At 52.9% G+C, this 19429-nt stretch carries 15 protein-coding genes and 1 pseudogene; 5 read left to right on the forward strand and 11 right to left on the reverse strand.

Annotated features, from left to right (window positions below):
• Both FUA23_RS23190 and FUA23_RS21335 read left to right on the forward strand, forming a co-directional pair.
• Positions 1–131: pseudogene (locus FUA23_RS23190) on the forward strand (IS5 family transposase); the annotation flags it as partial.
• A 99-nt stretch (positions 132–230) separates the two neighbouring features.
• A complete protein-coding gene (locus tag FUA23_RS21335) occupies positions 231–788 on the forward strand; it encodes a phosphatase PAP2 family protein (RefSeq protein ID WP_147932811.1) in 558 nt (185 codons plus the stop codon).
• Positions 789–791: 3 nt separating this feature from the next.
• Here the strand turns inward: FUA23_RS21335 and FUA23_RS21340 are convergent, their stop codons facing one another.
• The 6 genes from FUA23_RS21340 to FUA23_RS21365 form a co-directional block, all read right to left on the reverse strand.
• Positions 792–1718 (reverse strand): Ppx/GppA phosphatase family protein, encoded by a 927-nt coding sequence (locus FUA23_RS21340; protein WP_147932812.1) that lies wholly within the window; start codon positions 1716–1718, stop codon positions 792–794.
• Between the two features lie 59 nt (positions 1719–1777).
• Entirely contained in the window at positions 1778–2266 is a 489-nt protein-coding gene (locus FUA23_RS21345) for a hypothetical protein (protein ID WP_147932813.1), read from the reverse strand.
• A gap of 1 nt (position 2267) precedes the next feature.
• Positions 2268–2888: an outer membrane beta-barrel protein gene (locus FUA23_RS21350; RefSeq protein ID WP_187271177.1), complete on the reverse strand. Its 621-nt coding sequence runs from the start codon at positions 2886–2888 to the stop codon at positions 2268–2270.
• 147 nt (positions 2889–3035) lie between these two features.
• Positions 3036–3596: a hypothetical protein gene (locus tag FUA23_RS21355; protein WP_147932815.1), complete on the reverse strand. Its 561-nt coding sequence runs from the start codon at positions 3594–3596 to the stop codon at positions 3036–3038.
• A gap of 54 nt (positions 3597–3650) precedes the next feature.
• On the reverse strand, positions 3651–4151 hold the full coding sequence (locus tag FUA23_RS21360) for a sterol desaturase family protein (RefSeq protein ID WP_147932816.1): 501 nt from the start codon (positions 4149–4151) through the stop codon (positions 3651–3653).
• A 76-nt stretch (positions 4152–4227) separates the two neighbouring features.
• Positions 4228–6048 carry a 1-acyl-sn-glycerol-3-phosphate acyltransferase gene (locus FUA23_RS21365; RefSeq protein ID WP_147932817.1) on the reverse strand — a complete coding sequence of 607 codons (1821 nt, stop codon included), beginning with the start codon at positions 6046–6048 and terminating at the stop codon, positions 4228–4230.
• Positions 6049–6168: 120 nt separating this feature from the next.
• Here FUA23_RS21365 and FUA23_RS21370 point away from each other — a divergent pair, with 120 nt between their 5' ends.
• Positions 6169–8550 carry a GAF domain-containing protein gene (locus FUA23_RS21370; RefSeq protein ID WP_147932818.1) on the forward strand — a complete coding sequence of 794 codons (2382 nt, stop codon included), beginning with the start codon at positions 6169–6171 and terminating at the stop codon, positions 8548–8550.
• Between the two features lie 102 nt (positions 8551–8652).
• Here the strand turns inward: FUA23_RS21370 and FUA23_RS21375 are convergent, their stop codons facing one another.
• Both FUA23_RS21375 and FUA23_RS21380 read right to left on the reverse strand, forming a co-directional pair.
• Positions 8653–10302 carry a T9SS type A sorting domain-containing protein gene (locus tag FUA23_RS21375; protein ID WP_147932819.1) on the reverse strand — a complete coding sequence of 550 codons (1650 nt, stop codon included), beginning with the start codon at positions 10300–10302 and terminating at the stop codon, positions 8653–8655.
• Positions 10303–10385: 83 nt separating this feature from the next.
• Positions 10386–13208 (reverse strand): TonB-dependent receptor, encoded by a 2823-nt coding sequence (locus FUA23_RS21380; protein WP_147932820.1) that lies wholly within the window; start codon positions 13206–13208, stop codon positions 10386–10388.
• Between the two features lie 15 nt (positions 13209–13223).
• Between FUA23_RS21380 and FUA23_RS22480 the strand changes: the two genes are divergently transcribed.
• The gene (locus FUA23_RS22480; RefSeq protein ID WP_187271178.1) at positions 13224–13394 is read left to right on the forward strand and encodes a hypothetical protein; all 171 of its coding nucleotides are present in this window, start codon (positions 13224–13226) and stop codon (positions 13392–13394) included.
• Between the two features lie 281 nt (positions 13395–13675).
• Here FUA23_RS22480 and FUA23_RS21385 read toward each other — a convergent pair whose 3' ends face one another.
• Positions 13676–14305: a hypothetical protein gene (locus FUA23_RS21385; protein WP_147932821.1), complete on the reverse strand. Its 630-nt coding sequence runs from the start codon at positions 14303–14305 to the stop codon at positions 13676–13678.
• 211 nt (positions 14306–14516) lie between these two features.
• On the opposite strand from FUA23_RS21385, the gene FUA23_RS21390 reads away from it, so the two are divergent.
• Complete coding sequence (locus FUA23_RS21390; protein ID WP_147932822.1) at positions 14517–14888, forward strand: YraN family protein; 372 nt, start codon at positions 14517–14519, stop codon at positions 14886–14888.
• 182 nt (positions 14889–15070) lie between these two features.
• Here FUA23_RS21390 and FUA23_RS21395 read toward each other — a convergent pair whose 3' ends face one another.
• Together FUA23_RS21395 and FUA23_RS21400 are read right to left on the reverse strand one after the other, a co-directional pair.
• Positions 15071–16600, reverse strand: a complete 1530-nt coding sequence (locus FUA23_RS21395) for a DUF58 domain-containing protein (RefSeq protein ID WP_246144436.1) — start codon at positions 16598–16600, stop codon at positions 15071–15073.
• 120 nt (positions 16601–16720) lie between these two features.
• Positions 16721–18964: a T9SS type A sorting domain-containing protein gene (locus tag FUA23_RS21400; protein ID WP_147932823.1), complete on the reverse strand. Its 2244-nt coding sequence runs from the start codon at positions 18962–18964 to the stop codon at positions 16721–16723.
• Positions 18965–19429 lie beyond the last annotated feature (465 nt).

Genomic DNA, 19429 nt, shown 5'->3' on the forward strand with positions numbered 1-19429 from the left:
TGTCTTTGAGTGCCCATCAAGACCGGAAGGCTCGAAGGGGTTTGTAGTAGAAGCCAAGCGGTGGGTAGTCGAAAGAAGCTTCGCCTGGATGAATTTCTATCGCAGAATCACCAAGGACCTGGAGCGAACGATAGAAAATTCGGCTTCATTCATTTTGATGGCCAACATTCAGATGGTTCTATCGTCAATACAGAGAAATCTTGACTCGAATTTTTAGACACGCTCTAAGTATGGACCACGAACTCTTTCATTTTATCAACCAATCGCTCGCGAATCCCTTTCTGGATGCAGTTCTACCCGTTTTCCGGGAGAAGACCACCTGGATTCCGCTCTACCTGCTCATGGTATTTCTGCTTTACAGCTCGTACGGCTGGAAGCGAACGCTGTGGTTACTTCTTTGCATTGGAGTAGTTATGGGCGTTGCCGATCAGTTTGCGGCCAACGTGCTCAAGCCCTGGGTCGGACGACTTCGGCCCTGCGCGGAACCGGAAATTGCGGGACAAGTCCGGGAGCTCGTCAACTGTGGTGGGAAGTGGAGTTTCCCCTCCAACCATGCCACCAACCATTTCGCTTTAGCCACCGTGTTGGCCCTGACCTGGCTTAAGGACAAAGCATGGGGATGGCGACTTGGCATTTTCCTCTGGGCCGGAGCCATTGCCCTGGCCCAGGTCTACGTTGGCAAGCACTACCCAGGCGACATCTTTGCCGGAGCGCTGCTCGGCAGTTTCATCGCGTGGATCGGCGTTTTGCTTTACCGCAATTTTGCGGGCGAAGCAGCTCTGCCTTAAAACTTACTTTGCATCCTGCGGCCGCGCCAGTAAAATACCCTCCTTCATCGCATAATCACTAACTGTTATGCGGTCGATGCCAGCCAAACGAGACACAAACCGCAGCAAAATCATCGCCACTACAATCATGTCTGCCCGCTCCTCCGGCACATCGGGCAGCGCAAGACGCTCTGCGAGCGTCGCCCCGACAATCCGCTCATACAATGGCCCGAAGCCTGCGATGTTGAGTTGATGACTGGTTGTATGCCGGGGTGCAGCGGTATCTTGCAGCCGCTCGGCCAACACATCAAAAGTGCCTGCTGCTCCCACCAGGTGGGTGGTTGGGTACGTAGCAAGAGCCTCTCGCAGAGGCGTGAGCGATGTCTTTAAATGATTTTCCAGCGCGCTTACTTCCCCGCCAGAAATCGGATCACTGAAGTGGAAGCCGGTCATCAAAACAGAAACACCCAGCGGGAAAGACCTCCGCCAGTACACCTGCCGCTCATCGGCGATGATGAATTCGGTAGAGCCGCCTCCGATGTCCATAATCAATACCCGGTCTTCCGCAGCGGGGATGGCGTTCAGTACACCCAGGGTGATGTACTGAGCTTCCTGGTCTCCATCGATCAACTGTATGTTTATCCCGGACTTTTCCGCGGCTTCGCGGATAAATTCCTTTCCGTTGGCAGCCGTCCGTAGTGCTGCCGTCCCGATGGCATTCACCTCCGGCACATCGTGTTCGTCAAGAACAATCCGAAAGTGCCGCAAAGCCTTTATTCCCCGCGCAAAGGGCGCCTTCCCGATGGTCGCAATCCCTTCTGCAGCCAATTTCACGAAGATACGCTCCCGGTAAATCTCGCTGATTCCTCCTGTTGCAGAGACATCAGCAATAAGCAGGTGAAAAGTATTCGTTCCGAGGTCGATAACGGCTCGGCGGGTTACGGTAGACATAGCATGAGGTGGTTATCGAGCCAGTCTTATCAGGTCCGATTCGTGGTGGTTAAGAGCAGCTATTTCCCGCCTCCCGTTTGTTGCTTGACGGAGTTAATGATGTTCTGGTAGAAACCGGCTCCGCTCTGGGTCATTTGGTTAGAGTAGGCAGGTTTTCCATCTTCGTACCATACGTAGGCGGTGCAGCCTTGCTGGAAATAAATGTCGGCCTCTTCAACGTTTTTTCCGTTGACCTGAAACCAGATATGACCGGCAGGCGAGCAATTAGGAGCAATGGTTGCGGGATCGGCACCGATTCCCCCCAGCGTCGATCGGATTTGCGGCAGACTGCTCTGATTGATAGAAACGGGCAGGTTGTAAAAAGTCGCATCCATGTAGGTTGCGTTGTCAAAGAGGTACTCCAGACGCGCGATGTCGATTACGGGGTAAGAAACGCCTTCCTGCGCTACAGGGGCAGTTGTTTCGGCCGTTGTTTCTTTTGCGGGCGAGGGGCCGCAGGTGCAAAACAAGGCGACAAAGAGCAAAGTGGATAAGCTTCGGATCATCATATTAGAAATCGTCTGGAGCCGGACGTGGAAGTTCTTCGCCCTGGCCAAGGGTGTAAACGGCACGAACACTGATGGACTTTCCCTTAAAGGAGGTATTCAGTGACTGATCCGGATCAATATTTGTGAGGTGCTTCGAGAAGCGCATGTTCAGGCCCAGGCGTTCGGTAAGGAAAAACGTAACCCCCGCCTTGATTGCCAGCAAGTCGCTGTTCAGCGGCGTAGCGGCGGTGATGTCTTCTCCTCCGGAACTGATGATCGTGTAACTGAACAGGTTCTGGTAACTCAAGCCAGCTTCGGCCGTCAGCCGCCAGTCTTTGAAGTAGACCATCAGCGGAATTTCCAGGGTATTCAGGTCGATCTGATCGAATGCGCTCACGTTAGCCGAATTCTGGTTACGGCGTGCGCCTTGCTGAGAAAACAGAATCTCCGGGCCAACGCGCCAACGATCATTCAGCACCGCTACTACCCTGATTCCGGCGTTGAGGCCAAACTGGTGGTAACCGAACAGGTCGTCGCCGTCGATCTGACTAAAGTTACCGCCCGCCAGAAGCGAGGCACGGAAGGTCTGAGCTCCTGCACTAGCAGAGCCGAGGATCAGTAAGAGGAACAACAGTTTTCTCATGGGGCAAAGATAAGAATAGTGAATTACTGGATTGTCGGAGAACTGACCTGGGCCCGCACTACTTAAAAAGTCAGCGCTTATCAGTGAAGCAGTAACCGACAAGTCGTTGCACTTCTGCCCTTCGGGCAGAACCATCGCCCGGGGTTGTTACCGGAAGTAGAGCATTACGCCCACAACGATCGCAAGAACCACCAAGACGGGTATCCAGGGAAACTGGTTGTTACGGTATTTGTCTACCATTTTTTCCAGCGCCTCGTTCCATACCAGGCGGGTACCGATGGCCTCCCGACAATAGAACAGGTATTTCTTCTTAATATTTGCTTCGTTACCGTGTCGCTTAAAAATAAGGAAGTCCTCATCCATGAACTGAAGCTCATACAGGAAAGCATCCCGGTGTACACTCTGCCCGATAATGATCCGGTTGGAAGTGAGAACATTAAACGACATTCCGTCCATCGATCCGTCCCTGGCGATACGGATCTCTCCGCTGGGCAGGAAAGTGTGCAAATTCACTTCGGTGGCCCCCGGCTTATCCGTCATGCTTACCCAGTCTACTTTGTAGAGGGGGGCGTTTTCGTCGGTCAGGTCTTTAAATCCGAAGCCTCGTACCGCAGGCAGAAACTCATCGATGGCCTGCTCCATCGTCTCGTGCTCGGGCAGGTTGAGGTTAAACGGTTGGGCAATCTTGTCTAGTAAACGGTCTTCCATTTGTTATTGTACTAATCCATCAGTGACCCGGACATCACACAGACGAGTTGCAAGTTACGCTTTTAGCTCATTATCCTTTTTTTTATCCCATTCAGAACGCTTTCCGTAATATTTATCGTCTACGGCGAGAAGGCCAAAACTCTCGCAGCCGTCTTTCTCCGTAACCGCATGATGATGGCCATGAGCCCTCAGGATTGCCCGGCTGTACCGGTTATCGAGCTGCTTAAACCACTTGAACCGCCGGTGGATGTACACATCATGAATCAGAAAGTAGATCAAGCCGTATATGCTGATTCCTACGCCGACAAAAGTCAGCCAGAACATCCCCGTCACATTCAGCCCTACAATGTAACAGGCTGCACTCGGGATGGCGAAAACAAGGAAGAACAGATCGTTTTTCTCGAAAAAACCATCCTCTTCATGATGAGGCTTATGATGGTCTTCGTGCCACACCCAGAGCCAACCGTGCATGAGGTACTTATGGGCTGCCCAGGCGATGAATTCCATTCCGGCTACAGCGCCGAGGGTAATTGCTATGTATAGTAATACGGTCATACACATCAGGAAACAGCGGTGCCACAGGATGGTTTACAGATTTCCCCACCTTTGCCGGCTCATCTCCTGTCGGGGGTCAATCCAGCATATCCTCTGCTTTCAGTTCAGAGAAAAACTCATCTTCGACCCGTTCGTCCCTGACGAGTTTTACGGGCCAGTTCACGTAACGCTTTAGCCGGAAGGTACTGAGGCGGTTGTGATAATAATGGAGCATTGCGAAGTTATCGCACACGACCCGGTCTTCTTTATCGTAGCGCAGCGGTTTATCAATATGAAAATTACCGAGGCTCTCTATCCCCTGGCGGATGATTTCCTCCGGGCTGTCGTACAGTTCTTTCGAGAGCTTCACGCAATCTTCTTTGTTCAGCAGCAACAGCCGGTCGCGCAATTGCCCCACTACTGAGTTGAGCCCCTGCTCATCGAAGTAAAAATCTTCCGGCGGGAGACGCAGCAAAGCGTAGAGGTCGTTGCCGGGGAAGGTTTTCTCCAGCATACCGAAGGCAGCGTAGCTCACCAAATGGCTCGGTAAAACGATACCGTCGGCGTGGTAGCGCTCTACAATGTGGTCTCCCAGCATCCTGGTGTATTCGCTTTCCCGCTGGTAATCGCGGTTGATCTTTCCGTGCTGATCCCGGAAGTAGTCGCTCGTACGTACTTGCCGTCCGCTCTTACTGTAGCTCTTCCCGTCGGCCTCGACTCTGTTGCCCAACACATCCATCGGGCGGCCCAAAGCAATCGTTATTTTATTCCCTTTCGAGAATACTCCCCAGATGAACTTGAGGATAGAACGCAGGCTGTGAAAACTGTCTTTTGCCTTAATGTACCGGTCTTGCCCCTCTTTCTGCAGGTGCTGCTCGATCAGGAATTGAGCTTCCAGTACAAAAGGGTAACTGAGGATAACGGGGACGATGAAGACTTTTTGGTCCGTCCCGTCTTCGTAGTGCTGCCGCTGGGCTTCTACCGCAGTACCCAACAGCCCCAGTTTCAGTTTCGTTTCCAGCGCTCCGGAGCGCGAACGAGTTCCACCGGGGAAAAACAAGCTGGGCACGCCGTGGGCGATGATGAGTTTACTCATTGCCTTCAGCGTCGTCATGTAGATCGGGTTTCGCTTGCGCCGGTCTACACGGTAAGCCCCCAGCCGGTTCATGAAGTAAGCTGTATACCCGGTGTTGTAAAGGTTCAGACCTGCGCCGTAACTGACGGCCGGCAAGCCTGCCACCTGATCCATAGCGTAACCGATCAGGATACTGTCCAGGTTACTGAAGTGCGTCGGGCAAAAGACGACAGTTCCTCTTTTACTCAGTTCGCGGACTTCATTGACGTAACCCCGTACCAGCAAACGCTCTTCCAACAGAATCCTTTTGCTGAAAAGGCTTTTGAAACTCCGTCCATCGGCTGCGTTGAGCAATCTCCCGAAGAAGAAGGTCAGGAAGCGGCGGGCGAATTTGAAGGTCGGGATTTTAAAATGCCCCACTATTTCGTCGGCGTAGCGGTGTACGATCTTCTGCAGGATGTTGCGCGCTGCCTTGTCTGCTGTCGTTACTTCATCCTCGTCCAATGAGTGAGTAGCCAGCATTTTTGCGAGCTTTTTCCAGAATTTGCGCTCTTTCGGAGGGTCTACCTTCCATGGTTCTTCCTTCGTGCGGCGCTGTTCACTGAACAGCGTTTTGCTCAGCAGGTCATTCAGCTTCCCGCCGTGCTCTTCCAGAATCCGCTCATAACTTTCGGCTTCCAGTTCTTTCACGAATTCATCCCGCTTATCAAGTAATTTGAAAATCCCCCACTCTTCCAGATCAGGAGCAATGTGCTCATGCCGACGACTCTCATTCTGAAAATGAGCCGTACCTGTATGGACTTTTTTGGCGGGGGCGCTGGTGCCGGGAGAGTTGGAAGGCATGGTGATACGGAACGACAGTTTAGCTAAATATTTAGCCTGCAAAGGTACGGCGAGTAATCCGGTAGTACAGGCGCATTACATATACACTAACCTTTCCGAAGGTCCAAACGTTTACTCGGCATGGAACTGGACATCACCATCCACAACGGCGCTGACGTGTTAGAGGCGCCCATCGTTTTCACCGATGGCAGATCTGCCGGCGGGATGAACCCCTTCGACATCCCGTACGGTACCGAACTCTGTTTTGGCCCCGTACTGAAAAAGATCAGAACATTCATCGATTCTGAAGACGCAGGCATTCGATTCCTCGCACGCGAAGTAGTCCGGCTATCTAAAGATTCTCCCGAATTGGACCATCCGATTCAGGAGCTTTCCGTGCTCGACAATCACAAGGATTTGCTCGACATGCTGATGCTTTTCATCATCCCGCCATCCGATCGGGAAACCGAATTTTTCAAGTTCAGTAAACCGTTCAACTTCGCACCTATCTACATGAGCGGACCTATGCAGTCGCTCATGTCAATGCAAGACGCCTGTTACTCCTTCGGTGGAGGGCTCGATATCGTCCGCAACCGACACATCGTATTCATCGGATGCTTCATCCTGCAGCGTTTGTATGGCGTTGACGTAGACATGACCCCCTCGGCCATGCTGACAGTCAACGATTCTGAGTCGGGGCTGAACCGGTTCTATAAGCCCGAAATGAATCAGAAATACATCGACGTTGTTCCCAACGGAGAGATTCCTGATCTCAGCAGAAAAGACATCCAGCGGCTGCTCAACAACATAAACGATACCGACCTGTGGCTGAAACTGTTACCCGCAGATAAATTCAGCTTTCACGGCATTCATATCTCTCATCTCTTTGAAGTAACCGAACAGGAATCATTGAGCCGAATCAAGCAACGTCTCATCAGTCGTGATGCAGTGCTCAACATTGAGCGGGTTCGTGAATTGGCCAATCTTACCCGGGTCCACTTCAGCGATAAAACCCTGCAACTCGGCCTCACGGCGGTCGATTACCCGGTCAGCCGGACCATCGACCACGAGTACCGCATCAAATTCAATTTCCTGAGTGAAGATGTAAACCGCCTTACGGACGAAGCCTACCGCAGCAGTGTCTACGACCGCGCATTCCGGACCCGGGATGTAGTACTGGTTGATGACCTGACGGCGCTCCGCAAGACAACCAGACTTGAGAAGCTGCTCATCAAGCAGGGAATCCGCAGCCTGCTGGTGGCTCCCCTGCTCGATCAGCAGAAGAACGTCATCGGGATGGTAGAGCTCGGCTCGCCTAAAGTTTACGGCATTAATGCGTTCATGGAAATCAAGTTCCGGGAAATCCGTGGCCTGTTCAGAACCGCCGTTGAACGAAGCCGGGAATACATCGACAACCGCATTGAGGCTATAATGCGGGAGCAATACACCAGTCTGCACAGCAGTGTGGAGTGGCGTTTCACCGAGGCTGCATCCAATATCCTGGAGCGCCAGGATGCTGGCCACCCCGATGCTCCGGAAGTGATCGCTTTCAAGGACGTCTACCCTCTTTACGGGCAAGCCGACATAGTTGGCAGCAGCCGTCTTCGCAATGCAGCCATCTATCAGGACCTCGCCGACAATATGCGGGCCGGGCGTTACCTGCTCGTACGGGCAATGGAACACGTCGAATTCCCACTCATCCAACAGGTTATTCAACGCATCGACGGGCACCTCAAAACAGGCATCGACAATTTTGACAACAGTCACGAAATCTTCTGGGCTGAATTTATACACCAGCAGCTCACCCCTCTCATCGAGGAACTTAGTGGTCAGCACCCAGAAATTGCGGACCTCGCCGAAAACTATTTCTCCGATCTCGACATCGATCTTGGCCTGTTCTATCGTGTCCGGTCAGATTACGAGGAAAGCGTTACCAGGCTCAACCGCTCTTTAAGTGATTTTTTCACCGAACGGGACCAGGCCACTCAGAAAACGCTTCCACACTATTTTGAAAAATACAAAACTGACGGCGTAGAATACGAAATCTACGCTGGCCAAAGCCTTCTCAAGAACCATCACTTCAGCAACGTTCATTTACGTAACCTTCGGCTTGCTCAGCTTATCGATATGTGCGAGGCAACCCGATTAACCACCAGGCTTTCGCAGGACCTGCCGATGCCTCTGCGCACAGCTCAGCTCATTTTTGCCTACACCAGCCCGCTGGACATTAAGTTTCGGATGGACGAAAAACGCTTTGATGTCGACGGTGACTACAACGTCCGCTACGAGATCCTCAAGAAGCGTATCGACAAGGCGACTATCCGCAAAGGACAAGAGCGGCTTACCCTGGCTAATATGATCAGCATCGTTTACCTCAACGATAAAGACCGGGAAGAGTATTCTGATTACCTGAGTTATCTCAAGGAAGCTGGCTACGTCGACGGCGAAGTAGAAGATCTTATACTGGACCCTCTGCAGTCGGTCAACGGCTTGCGGGCGCTGCGGTTCCGGGTCAGGGAATAACGATAACCACTCATTGCACCTGCGTGCGCGCATAAAAAAGCCCCCACCATTCACAAAGAACGGTGGGGGCTTTCAATCTTAAGCGAGTAGTTAATCCAGAGCTTAGTCCAGAATCAACTTCTGTGCGGTAGTTCCCTCATCCAGTTGAACCTGGAGGATGTAAGCACCCCGTGGCAGTTTGCCGCGGTTGATGTACTTGCTGGTGGCGTTCACGTTCGTGAAGTTAGCAACTACACGACCGTTAATGTCCATTACCCGGATGGTGCGGATAGCGTGGCCGGCTTCGGTGCGCACCGTGAATCCGGCAGCAGCAGGGTTAGGGAATACTTCAAGGCCAACAGCAGCGTTGCTAACCAGGTCCTGAGTACCTACGATTTCTTCGAGGTTCATACCGATGTAAGCACGGGGAAGGAAGTGAGCAAAGATTGTGTCAAACACTACTCTTGCTGCAGCACCGTCGTAGGCGTTAGGATTGGTCAGGGCTTCGTTGCTGATAACTGCAGAAGCATCGACTTCCTGGCCGAAAGCAGCATTAAAAGCCGCGATCTCAGCGCGAACGCGCACAGAGTCTATCCAGTTGTAAGTAGAGGCTACTGCCCCGGTTGCTGTACGGGTATCGCCAACAGACAGTGGGAACATATTGTCGTAGCTCAACTGAACGTCAGAAGGCTGTCCCAGTTGGCTGAGGTCTACGGTAACGTTTTTGTAAGCAGCGTTAACCTGATTTACAACCGTACTGAGTGGAGGGTAAATGCTGGGCAGTGCAAGAGCGTTGGCATCAGAAATGGCATCATTGATGCCTACCATGTTAGCCTTTTCCATTACAGAGTTGACACCAGAAACACCAGAGATAACGATATCACCGGTAGTTGGCACGATTACAGTACCGACGTTGAAAGGTGCGAAGGGATCGGAAGGACTGTGGTATCCCAAAGTGATCGGCTCGTTGTCGGCTCCGGTCATCCAGTCCAGGTCACCGAGTGCACCGTTGGTGTTAACGGCAATTGCAACATCAGAAGAGTAACCTACGTGGTTAGGAATGTTAGAAGGTCCTCCTCCCAGGGCTGCGGGAAACGAAGCAGGAAGTGTGCCCTGTGGGTCAGCATTGACGCTAATGTTTACGTAAGGCTGATCTGCGGCATCGTAGAAACGCTCATCGTCAAGCACTTCGTCAACAGAGTCGAGGAATGCGTGCGTCATGGTTACGTAACCACCGGTACCGAGGCCCCAGAATACGATACGGTTCGTATCGATTCGCATAGGGTTGCCGTCCTCAACCACCGACTTGCGGAGGTAGCGGGCCATGGTGTGTGCATCCTGTCCGCCACGGTAAGCAGCCTGAAGGAGCGTAGAGGTACGAATGTCCTGATCAGGAGAAGATGGCAGCCATCCTGTACGGTATTCAGCAACCATACCAACGTAGCCACGGCTAACGACACGGTTCATGATTTCGACAGCAGCAGAGTCTTTCAGTCCACCGTAAGCGCCCTGATTGAGGTACTTGAGGAGAAAGTTTCCAGTAGGGTAAACAACAACTATTGGACGAAGAGCCTCCGAATCATCACCAACGGGTTCGTAAACATCTGCTTCCAGTTCATTCAGTCCCTGGAGGAAAACATCGACGTTCTGGCCGTAAGTAATTGTAGTAGACGCTCCAACTTCGAACATAGGGTCGATGAAGCGGGTCTGGGCCTGGAGACTGCTCGCGAAGGTGAGCATCGCCACAGCGATAAGGGTAATATTTGTACGCATTTAATTTGAGTTGATGAACGAATAAAAGTAAAACCAAAGAGCTGATTGATAGCTCTAATGCAAACAGCCTGCAGTACAGGCCTTTATTTTTTAGACAGGTTGTACGTAGCAGAAGCATACGCCAAACGGCCAATGCGGGGTCCGCCATATACCTGGTAAACCTGGTTATCCAGCAGGTTGCTTGCACCGATCTTGAAGGTCGTATTGATGTTCTTCGCGGTGAAGTTGAGCTGAGCATCCAGCATACCGTAGCTTTCGATCGGACCCGTAAACTGTGGGCTTCCCTCGAAGATGAAGGTATCTACCCATTTGTAATTCACGCTGAAGCCAAAGTCGTTGACGGGCTTACCGAACAACGAAAGCGGTACGTTACGCCCCGAAACACCAATGTTGAACTTGTGCTCCGGCGTGTTGAACGCAGGAATGATCGGATCGTCGGTTTCCGTGTTGAGGCGGTTCCAGCTATAGTTACCGTTCAGCGAGTAGTAATCAGCGAAGTACAAATTTGAACCGATACTGAAACCCTGGGTAGTAACTACTTCCGTTGCGTTGGCGGCAACACGGTAGGCCTGAACGCCGGTTGGCGGAGACTGAGGCCGCACACTCGCACGAACACCAAGGTTGAAACCGATAAAATCGGTGTAGCGGCTGTAGTAGTACGTTGCGTCGAGGTACAGACGCTCACCAATGGTGGTACGGGCGCCCAGCTCGAAGGTTCTCACCTGTTCAGGTTGGATGGGAGCAACGTCGAAACGACGAATGGTATCCACATCTCCCGTATTCAGGAAGTCGACAAGACTTTCAACCGTAATCAGGTCCTGAATGCCGTCGATATTACCCAGCAGTACTGCCCGGCCTACGTTGTAATTGAGGTACTGATCGTTCAGCGTTGGGTTTCTGATCGCAGAGCTAAAGGAGGCCCGGAGCGTCGTCGTAGCGGTAGGGGTGTAAACAATGCTTGCTGCCGGACTGAAGAGAAGATCGAAGTTCTCGTTCTTGTCTGCACGCAGACTCGCCGAGATGCGATAGCGGTTGTTGATGTTCATTGTACCACCACCGTAGATACCGAACTCCTGGGTATCGATGTTACGGCCCATTGTGTCCAGCAGGATCGTTCCCTGGCTGTTAGGGGTATAAAGGCGGTAGTTCGCACCAACCGTTAGGTCGAGACCCGAGTTTTCGTTGGGCTTGTAAACGCCGCGGAATTGCTTCTCGCCGTGGAGGTGAAACAGCGCACTACGGTCAAACAGACGCGTTCCTCCCTGACCAATGAGGTTGCTGGAGATACTGTCGAATGCTTGCTGAAAGCGCTCCGTACCAACTTCGTAGAAATCGACGGCGTCGGGATCCGAGGAATTGCCCGACTGTGCTCTGGTTCTGGCTTCCGCGTGGTAGCCCGGCAGGAGGCTCTGTACTTCTTCGCTGGCGTAGAAGTCGCGGCGCTGCTGCCTGAACTCCGCAACTGAACACCGTTGATCAGCAGGAATGCTTGAATTCCGGCAATCGGGGAAGCCCTCGAGGGCTTCTACCTGAGGGGTAATGAAGGTTGTCCAGTAATTAAGGTAGTCCGTCCGCCAGGCGGCATCTGTTTTGTGCGCCTCTTGCAGTTGCAGAGCAGTAAAGTAAGGGTCGTAGCTTTCTCCGGCATCTTCGTGGGTAGCGTAGGCGCGCAGGAAGAAGTTGTCGCGGTTGCGCAACTCGATACGATGCTGGAAAAACTGAATACCCTTCAGGCTGAAGCGGTTGTCTCCCTGGTACACGGTGGTACCCGTAGAATAGTTACTGGCCAGCAGCAACTCGGTGCTTTCCAGCGTCTTAGCCGGGTTCAGGCGGAAGTGGACCGCGAGGCCAGCCTTTAGGTTTTCACTGTCGTAATCCACCAGGTCTTCCTCTTTGTAACCTGCTCTGCGGATTTCGCCGAGACCGAGTACAGAACTGAAATCGGCACCAGAGTCTTCCTCATCGCCGTACCGGTTTACAGCATCGTATCCGCCAGGGTTGCTGGCAGCGAGGTCGGTGTCGAACACCGGATCGAAGTTATCGGCAACCCAGTCGTCGGCTCTGAAGCCGAACAGGTTTATTTTGTACGCCACCCAATCGTGACCGTCCTTGTTTTTGAACGCTTCGGCCCAACGGATGCCTCCTTCGAACAGGTTACGCTCTGCTACTTTTAACTGAGCGGAGAACCCCTGTTGCAAGAAAGGATCTTTGGTTTCCATGGCGATCACACCGTTAAAGGCGTTCGGGCCATAGAAAGCTGAAGAGGCTCCAACTACGAGGTTCACCCGGTTAACGTCCAGTTCGGAAGCTCCGAGGAAGTTACCAAGCGAGAAGTTGAGGCCCGGGCTCTGATTGTCCACTCCGTCAATCGTCTGGAGGGAACGAACGGGGTTTGTGGAGTTGAACCCACGGGTATTTACAATTTTGAAGCCAAGGCTGGCTGCAGTAAGGTCAACATCTTTGAGACTGCCGAGGCCATCGTAAAAGTTGGCCGCAGGTGTTTCTTTGATGGCGATGGCATCGAGGGTCTCCATCGTCAGAGCAGCCTGTTGCTGCTTTTCGCTGATCCGCCGGCCGGTAACGACAACCTCCTCGAAGGTGGTCCCGTCATCAGCACCAAGGCGAATGTTCAGGTCCTGATCAGGTGAGGTCACTTCAATTTCCTTTGTCGCAAATCCGAGGTAGGAGAATTGAAGGATAGTGGGCAGTCCGGAAACGGTGAGTTCCCAGTTGCCGTCAAAATCGGTGACGGTTCCTGTAGTGGTTCCTTTTGCCAGCACACTGGCACCGATGAGCGTTTCTCCGTTATCATCGTCAGAAATGGTCCCTTTCAGGACGACCTGGCCCATTACAGAGCCGCAAAAAAAGGCGCACAACAACGTGAGCAAAAGAGTAGATAGCCGCATAAACTTTCTTAAAACATGATCGAACGTACCGGATGGCAACTTCCATCCGGGCTGCAATTTAGTGAAAATTCGCTGGAGAGTTCCAAAGCCGCATTATTTAACGACAAAATCTTTGTTCTGAACCTTCAGAACGGACAAAATAAAACGCTGTTTTTGGCCCGACCACCTCCTGTTTCAACAACCTGAGCGCATTCGCATTGGCCGTTAGAACAACCACAATCTGCAAAGCTTAAACATTGAAATTTGAACCATGTTTACTCTTGCGCGGCCGCGGGTGCAAAGATAGACTATTGGAGCAGAGCATGCCGCTTCCAATACTGCGCTGCGCGCAGTTTTTTTCTAAAAACGGCATTCAAGGTAGGGAGGAAGCATGCTCTTTGCTCCCAAAACCGCTACCCTGCACCTGCGTTCGCGCCACTAAGTAACAGTAAGAATCAAGTCTCAGCCCACGGCATGGTACCGCCGGCTTAAAAATTGTAGTTCAGCCCCGTCCGGATCTCGAAAGGGGAATCTCCGATGCGGTCGGCAGCAGAAAGACGGAACAGCAGCATAATCTCGAAGCCCGCAGTTCCTACCCCGCCACCCTGGCTGAGACCACCACCCAGGAACGGGATCGCACGAGTGGAACGTACGGCGTCCCCGTCGGCATCAAATCCTTCCACTTCGTTTACGATACTGTATTCGGCATGGACAAAAAACTGCCCGATTACTTTTGCCCGCGTAAATGCGCCCGCCTGCCAGGTAGCGTAGTTTGCCTTGAAGCGATCTCCACCGCCGATGTCCTGACGGTAGCTGTTGTACGCAAAACTGCCCCGCGGCCCCACACTCAGGAAGTTGTTCACCTTATAACCTACAATTGGCGACAAGCCGATTTGGAAAAAGCTGCTCTGGCTGGTGCTCTGAAAACCTAACTGAGCTCCGGCCCCAAACCAAAGGTTACTCCCAAAAGTGTCTCCCCGTTGATCCCGGACGCGGTCGTTGTCGTTATTGTAGTAGTCGAGATCGTCCCTCGCTTGCTCTTCGGTAGTTCCTCCCTGGGCACTCACGGCCAAAGAAAGCGTACAAAACAGAAGTAGGAAAAAGGATTGCTTAAGCATAGCTGGATTTGTTGATATGGTTGATAACGGCTTTAAACGAACCGTGTTTGACGCATTAAGGTTTTGATAAGACTAAAAAGGATCATTTGGCATTCACAGGCCGGTATTCAGGTCAATAACCGCATTCTCCTGAACACCAGACAGTGCGAATCGAATGGTGCAAAGATGAAAAGCTTTGGCCTCAGCGGCCAAAATCTCCTAACTTAGCCCAATGACCGATAAACAAAAGACGGGCCAGATAGGAGAAGCGTTGGCCAAAGCTCATCTGGAAGCCATCGGTATGGCCGTGGTAGCCTCCGGCTACCGTTACAAACGCGTCGAGTTGGACCTGATCGCGCGCCAGGAGGATGACTGCCTCGTATTCGTAGAAGTGAAGACCCGTCGCGGACTCAAATGGGGGCACCCTTCGGGTGCCGTCACCCCAGCCAAGGAACGCAACATTGCCAGGGCCGCTTCAGCGTATATGAGAGAGGTAGACCACCAGTGGGAAGTTCGCTTCGACATTATTGCCATCCTCCTGCACAAAGACGGCTCGCATACCCTCGAGCACATCGAGGATGCGTTTTTTCCGGGGTTGTTTTAGGAATTTTTGAGTCGGGAGTCTGGAGTCATGAGTCGGGAGTAGCGGGACCACTCATTTCGCTTCGCTCATTCGCCTTTTTGAATACAGCTCAAAAGCCCGCTACAACACCGCCGCAGCAACTCCAGACTCCCACACTCACGACTCCCAGACTCCCGACTCCCAGACTCCCGACTCAAAAACTCCTACACCAGCCCCCGGCGCTTGAGCTCGAGGTATTCGTTGATTACGGCCCCCGACAGTGCTTCGGGCCGGGTGAGTACCACCCGAACTCCGTTTTGGCGCAGCCGCGCAGCCATCAACTCTTTTTGCTGAAGAAAATTCCTGGCCGTTGACTTCAGGTAGACGTCTTCAACCCCCTCTACTGGGTTATCCAGCAGTTCAGCAATTTCTGTATTTTCGAAGAGGATGACCACCAGCTGGTGCGATCGGGCAATCCGCCGCAGTGCAGGAAGCACCCGGTCGAGGGCGTAATTGCTTTCGAAGTTGGTAAACAGTATCATGAGACTACGTCCGCCCAGCAGCTTCTGACCGGCATAGTACAGCAGATCGTAATTAGACTCCACCTGCTGGTCTTGTTGGTGGTAAAGCGCTTCCATGATGCGGCGAAGGTGGTCGGGCTTGGAGTCGGCCGGCAAAATAGTGCCGAGTTTGTCCGAGAAAGTGAGCAGACCGGCCCGGTCCTCTTTGGTCAGGATGACATTACTCAGCGCGAGGGTGGCATTGATCGCGTAATCGAGCAGGCTCAGGCCATTGAATGGCATCAGCATGGTCCGGCCTTTATCGATACAGCAAAATATTCGTTGGGCGCGCTCGTCTTCGTACTGGTTTACCATCAGGGCATTCCGGCGGCCGGTGGCCTTCCAGTTGATGCTCCGGTAATCATCTCCCAGGACGTATTCTTTGATCTGGTCGAACTCATAGCTCTTGGCCAACCGGCGCAAACGCTTGCGGCCACTGGCCGGTACTGTAGTTTTAGCCTTGAGGGTAAACTGCTGCATTTGCAGGATACTGGGATAGACCGGCACCGTCACCCCGGCGGGGATTTCGAGGCGTCGTTCGGCCAGTTTCCAGGAAGTAGTAAGGAAAAGGTTGATGCTGCCGAAGTCGTACTCCCCACGGGTCATCGGGCGAATGGAGTACGAGAGTTCACGATCAGAAGCTCCCGGCAACTCAAAAGCGATGTGGTGGTCTCTGATCTGGAGGTCGGCGGGCAACTCGTCCGTAAGGCCCACGCTCACTTCCTTCGGGCCATCATTATGCACCCTGATGCGGATATTCATCTCATCGCTCAGCGAAAGGACTTTAGGTACGCTGCGTTCTGCCGAGATATGGCCGGCGATCACGTATAGCTGCCAGGCATCGTAAGCCAACAGGCCGAAGAGTGCAACCAGACCAACAACCGCCAGGTAGTAAAGCCCCTCCCAGTAAAACCCAACGGCGGAAAGTACCACTACTGCTCCCAGACCAATGAAGAAGCGGTTACCGAGATGCAGGTAGCGCAGGTGGTTGTAAATTCGGTTGTCCCCATTGCGGTAGTTCAGGTACAGGCCCACACCAATCGCCGCCAGAGCAATCACGATGGCCAGCCCCGGACCAAAGCGGAGGGCGCTCATGATCAGGCGGCCCACAATGATGGCGGTCACCAGCCCGGTGATTATCCATTTCAGGGTATTTGTTCCAGAGGTGGCTTGCCCGGAGGTATTGTCTTCCATTTCGGAGGGTAAGATAGTTAAGCGCAATCTGTCAGTCGAATTCTACGACTACTTTCCTACGGGTTCAGGCGAGAACTACGTCTGCTCCTCTTATCCGCATGGAAAATCAGCTGTAGGCAGTTATCGGATTACGATCTTTTGCGAGGCCAGACCGCCGGCTCCTTCGAGCCGGACCAGATAGACACCAGGGCTTAGCCCTTCAACGTTCCATTGCACCTGCGTGCGCGCCGCCACGGTTTCGGTTCTCAATACGCGGCCGTTGACATCGAGCAAGGAGATTTCGGACACAGCCCCCGTTGGCCAGCCATCAATCGTAACGAAATCTGAAGCAGGATTGGGCGCGGCCGAAAAGGCAAACGAAGGTGAAGGAGCAGAGAAAAGCGCCGTCGTTGCATCGGAATTCAGGTTGGTCCGAAAGAAGTTGACCCCACCCCGCTGGGTCCCCACTACCAGTTCCAGTTTTCCGTCGCCGTCAAAATCACCGAATCCCGGATTGGCAAAACCACCCACATCGAGGCCCGCGATCTCTTTGGTAAGCAGGGTAAACGGCTCGGTATACGCCGAGTCGATCCCGAAACGGTAGACTTCCACCTGGCCTATCCGGTTGCCGGCAAAAACCAGTGTATAGTTCGGGTTTTGAACCACCCAGGGCGCCGGGTGGCCCGTGCTGATACCCGGAGAGTTGGTATTGATGCCTCCGAGCTGAAGCATATTTCCTGCGGCGCTCACGTCCGGGTTGAACATTGGTGATTGCTCCGTACCGATGTTGCGGAAGAAGCGCACCCGCCCGTCAAATCCTCCCACCAGCAGATCCTGCAGCCCGTCGCGATCCAGGTCTGCAATGAACGGCTTACTGAACTGGCCCGCATCGAGCCCCTGCCATTCAAACACGAGCTGGCCGAAGGTGGCTTCGTTGCCCGGGCCGGCGGTGTTTTCACCGTAGAATAATTTTCCGCTGCGGTCACCGATCACTACGTCGAGGTCGCCATCGCCATCGAGATCACCAAAGGTTGGCGTGAAAGCCCAACCAGTACTCTGAAATGCGCTCATGCCGAGGTAGTCCTCATCCACCAGTTCAAAGGCAATTTCTCCGCCTTCAGGCGTTACGTTGCGCAGCAGGCGAAAGCGGCTGTCCAGAGAGTTATCCGGGGTGTATTCATCGTTGTTGCCCAGAATCAAGTCGGGCCGGCCATCGGCATCGTAATCGAAGGTGGTAACGTTGGCCGAAGTCCCCAGGTCGATCATATCTTCGACGAGCACTTTGCGGCTCTGGAATACGAAATCCGGAGCCGTCTCGGTGCCTGCGTTACGATAATACCACATCACCTCCACGTCCGTTCCGTTCAGGGTCACCGAAGGTGACCCGATGATGTCCCTTTTGCCGTCCTGGTCGATATCGATATAGTAGGCGGCGGGAAAGGAAGCAATGTCGGCGATCACTCCTTCATCGTTCCACGCAGTGTCCTGCCTGCTGATCCAGGCCTGATCAACGGAGCCATTGTTGAGACCAAGAACCAGCCGGTCGAAAGAGATGTCGCCAAGCATTACGTCCATCAGGCCGTTACCGTCGTAGTCAAAGACCGTGACTGTTGATCCGGAGTGGCGGGGCCTGCCTCCTCCGCCGGGCAGGAGGTTATCGAAACAGTCTCCGGGGGCAGGAGCCAGGTCCAGCGCCGTGGTCAGTCCGCTTTCGAAGAATCCACCCCAGCACTGAGACTCGAGGGTATAAATAAGCGTGTCCAACCCGAAGCCTCGTTCCACGCTTTGGTTTTTATAGTATTCCACATAACCTCCGTTGACGGAAAATGTGATCAGGTCGAGGTCTCCATCGAAGTCGAGGTCTTCAACGGCGGGGTAATCGATGCTGCTTACAAAAATCGATGTTTCGTTTCCTTCAAAAGGAAAATAGAGAATAGGGAAAAGCCCTCCGAAGTCTATTACCTCGAATTCGAGCAAGCCGTCTGCCCTGCGGGTTCCACGGAGCACCTGCACCCCGTCGATTGCTGAGAAGTACCGGAACATATCAGGAGTACCATCCTGATCGAAATCGCGCAGCATCGTCCAGCCCTCCGTATCGTCGGGAAAATGAGCGACCAGTTCCGGGGCAACTTCGTAGTTGCCGTTGCCGTCACCCTTCAGCGCCAGGTTTATTTCGCCTGACTTATCAAAGAAATACAGGTCGTCCGTTCCATCGCCGTCCAGATCAGCGGCCTGGGGCTGGGGTGTATTGAGCCCTCCGAACCAGGCGAGAGAGAGTTCTGCGCCGTTGTGCAGCACCGGCGGGTAAGCGGGAGTGAGTTCGACACTTTGTGCGACCAGAAGTGCTGAACTCAGGGTCAGTACTGTAAAAATTATAGTTTTCATCGCAGATGGTTTTAGGAGCACCACAAAATAAACGACCACTTTGATGCTTTCAGCATATTGAAGCCCGTTTGTCTACTGTGTAACAAAATAAGGCCCTTAGGTTCTCAATACAGCAAATATCCGAAGCTCCTGTACCCTCTGACAACATAAAAGCCTCGCCGGCAATGCCGACGAGGTAAAATATTCTCATGAATAAAAAACAAAAAAAGTCTTAGCGCAACGCACACCGTATTAGCCGCTGAAAAAGCTCCTTAAACGGTGTGATCGTCGTAATCACATTCTACCGAACCGCCAACCATCAACCCACAGGTGCAACGGTTACCAGTTTACGGTTGAAATACTACTCCCCATCCCAGAAGAAAGATCCGCAATCCACGTTCAGTACCTCCACCGTCACCTGGTTGCTTACGGCCTCACAAGGCCCGGCGGGATCGTTGGTGGTAAGGATGAACGTAACGGAACCGC

This window comes from Neolewinella aurantiaca, from assembly GCF_008014675.1.
GTDB lineage: Bacteria > Bacteroidota > Bacteroidia > Chitinophagales > Saprospiraceae > Neolewinella > Neolewinella aurantiaca.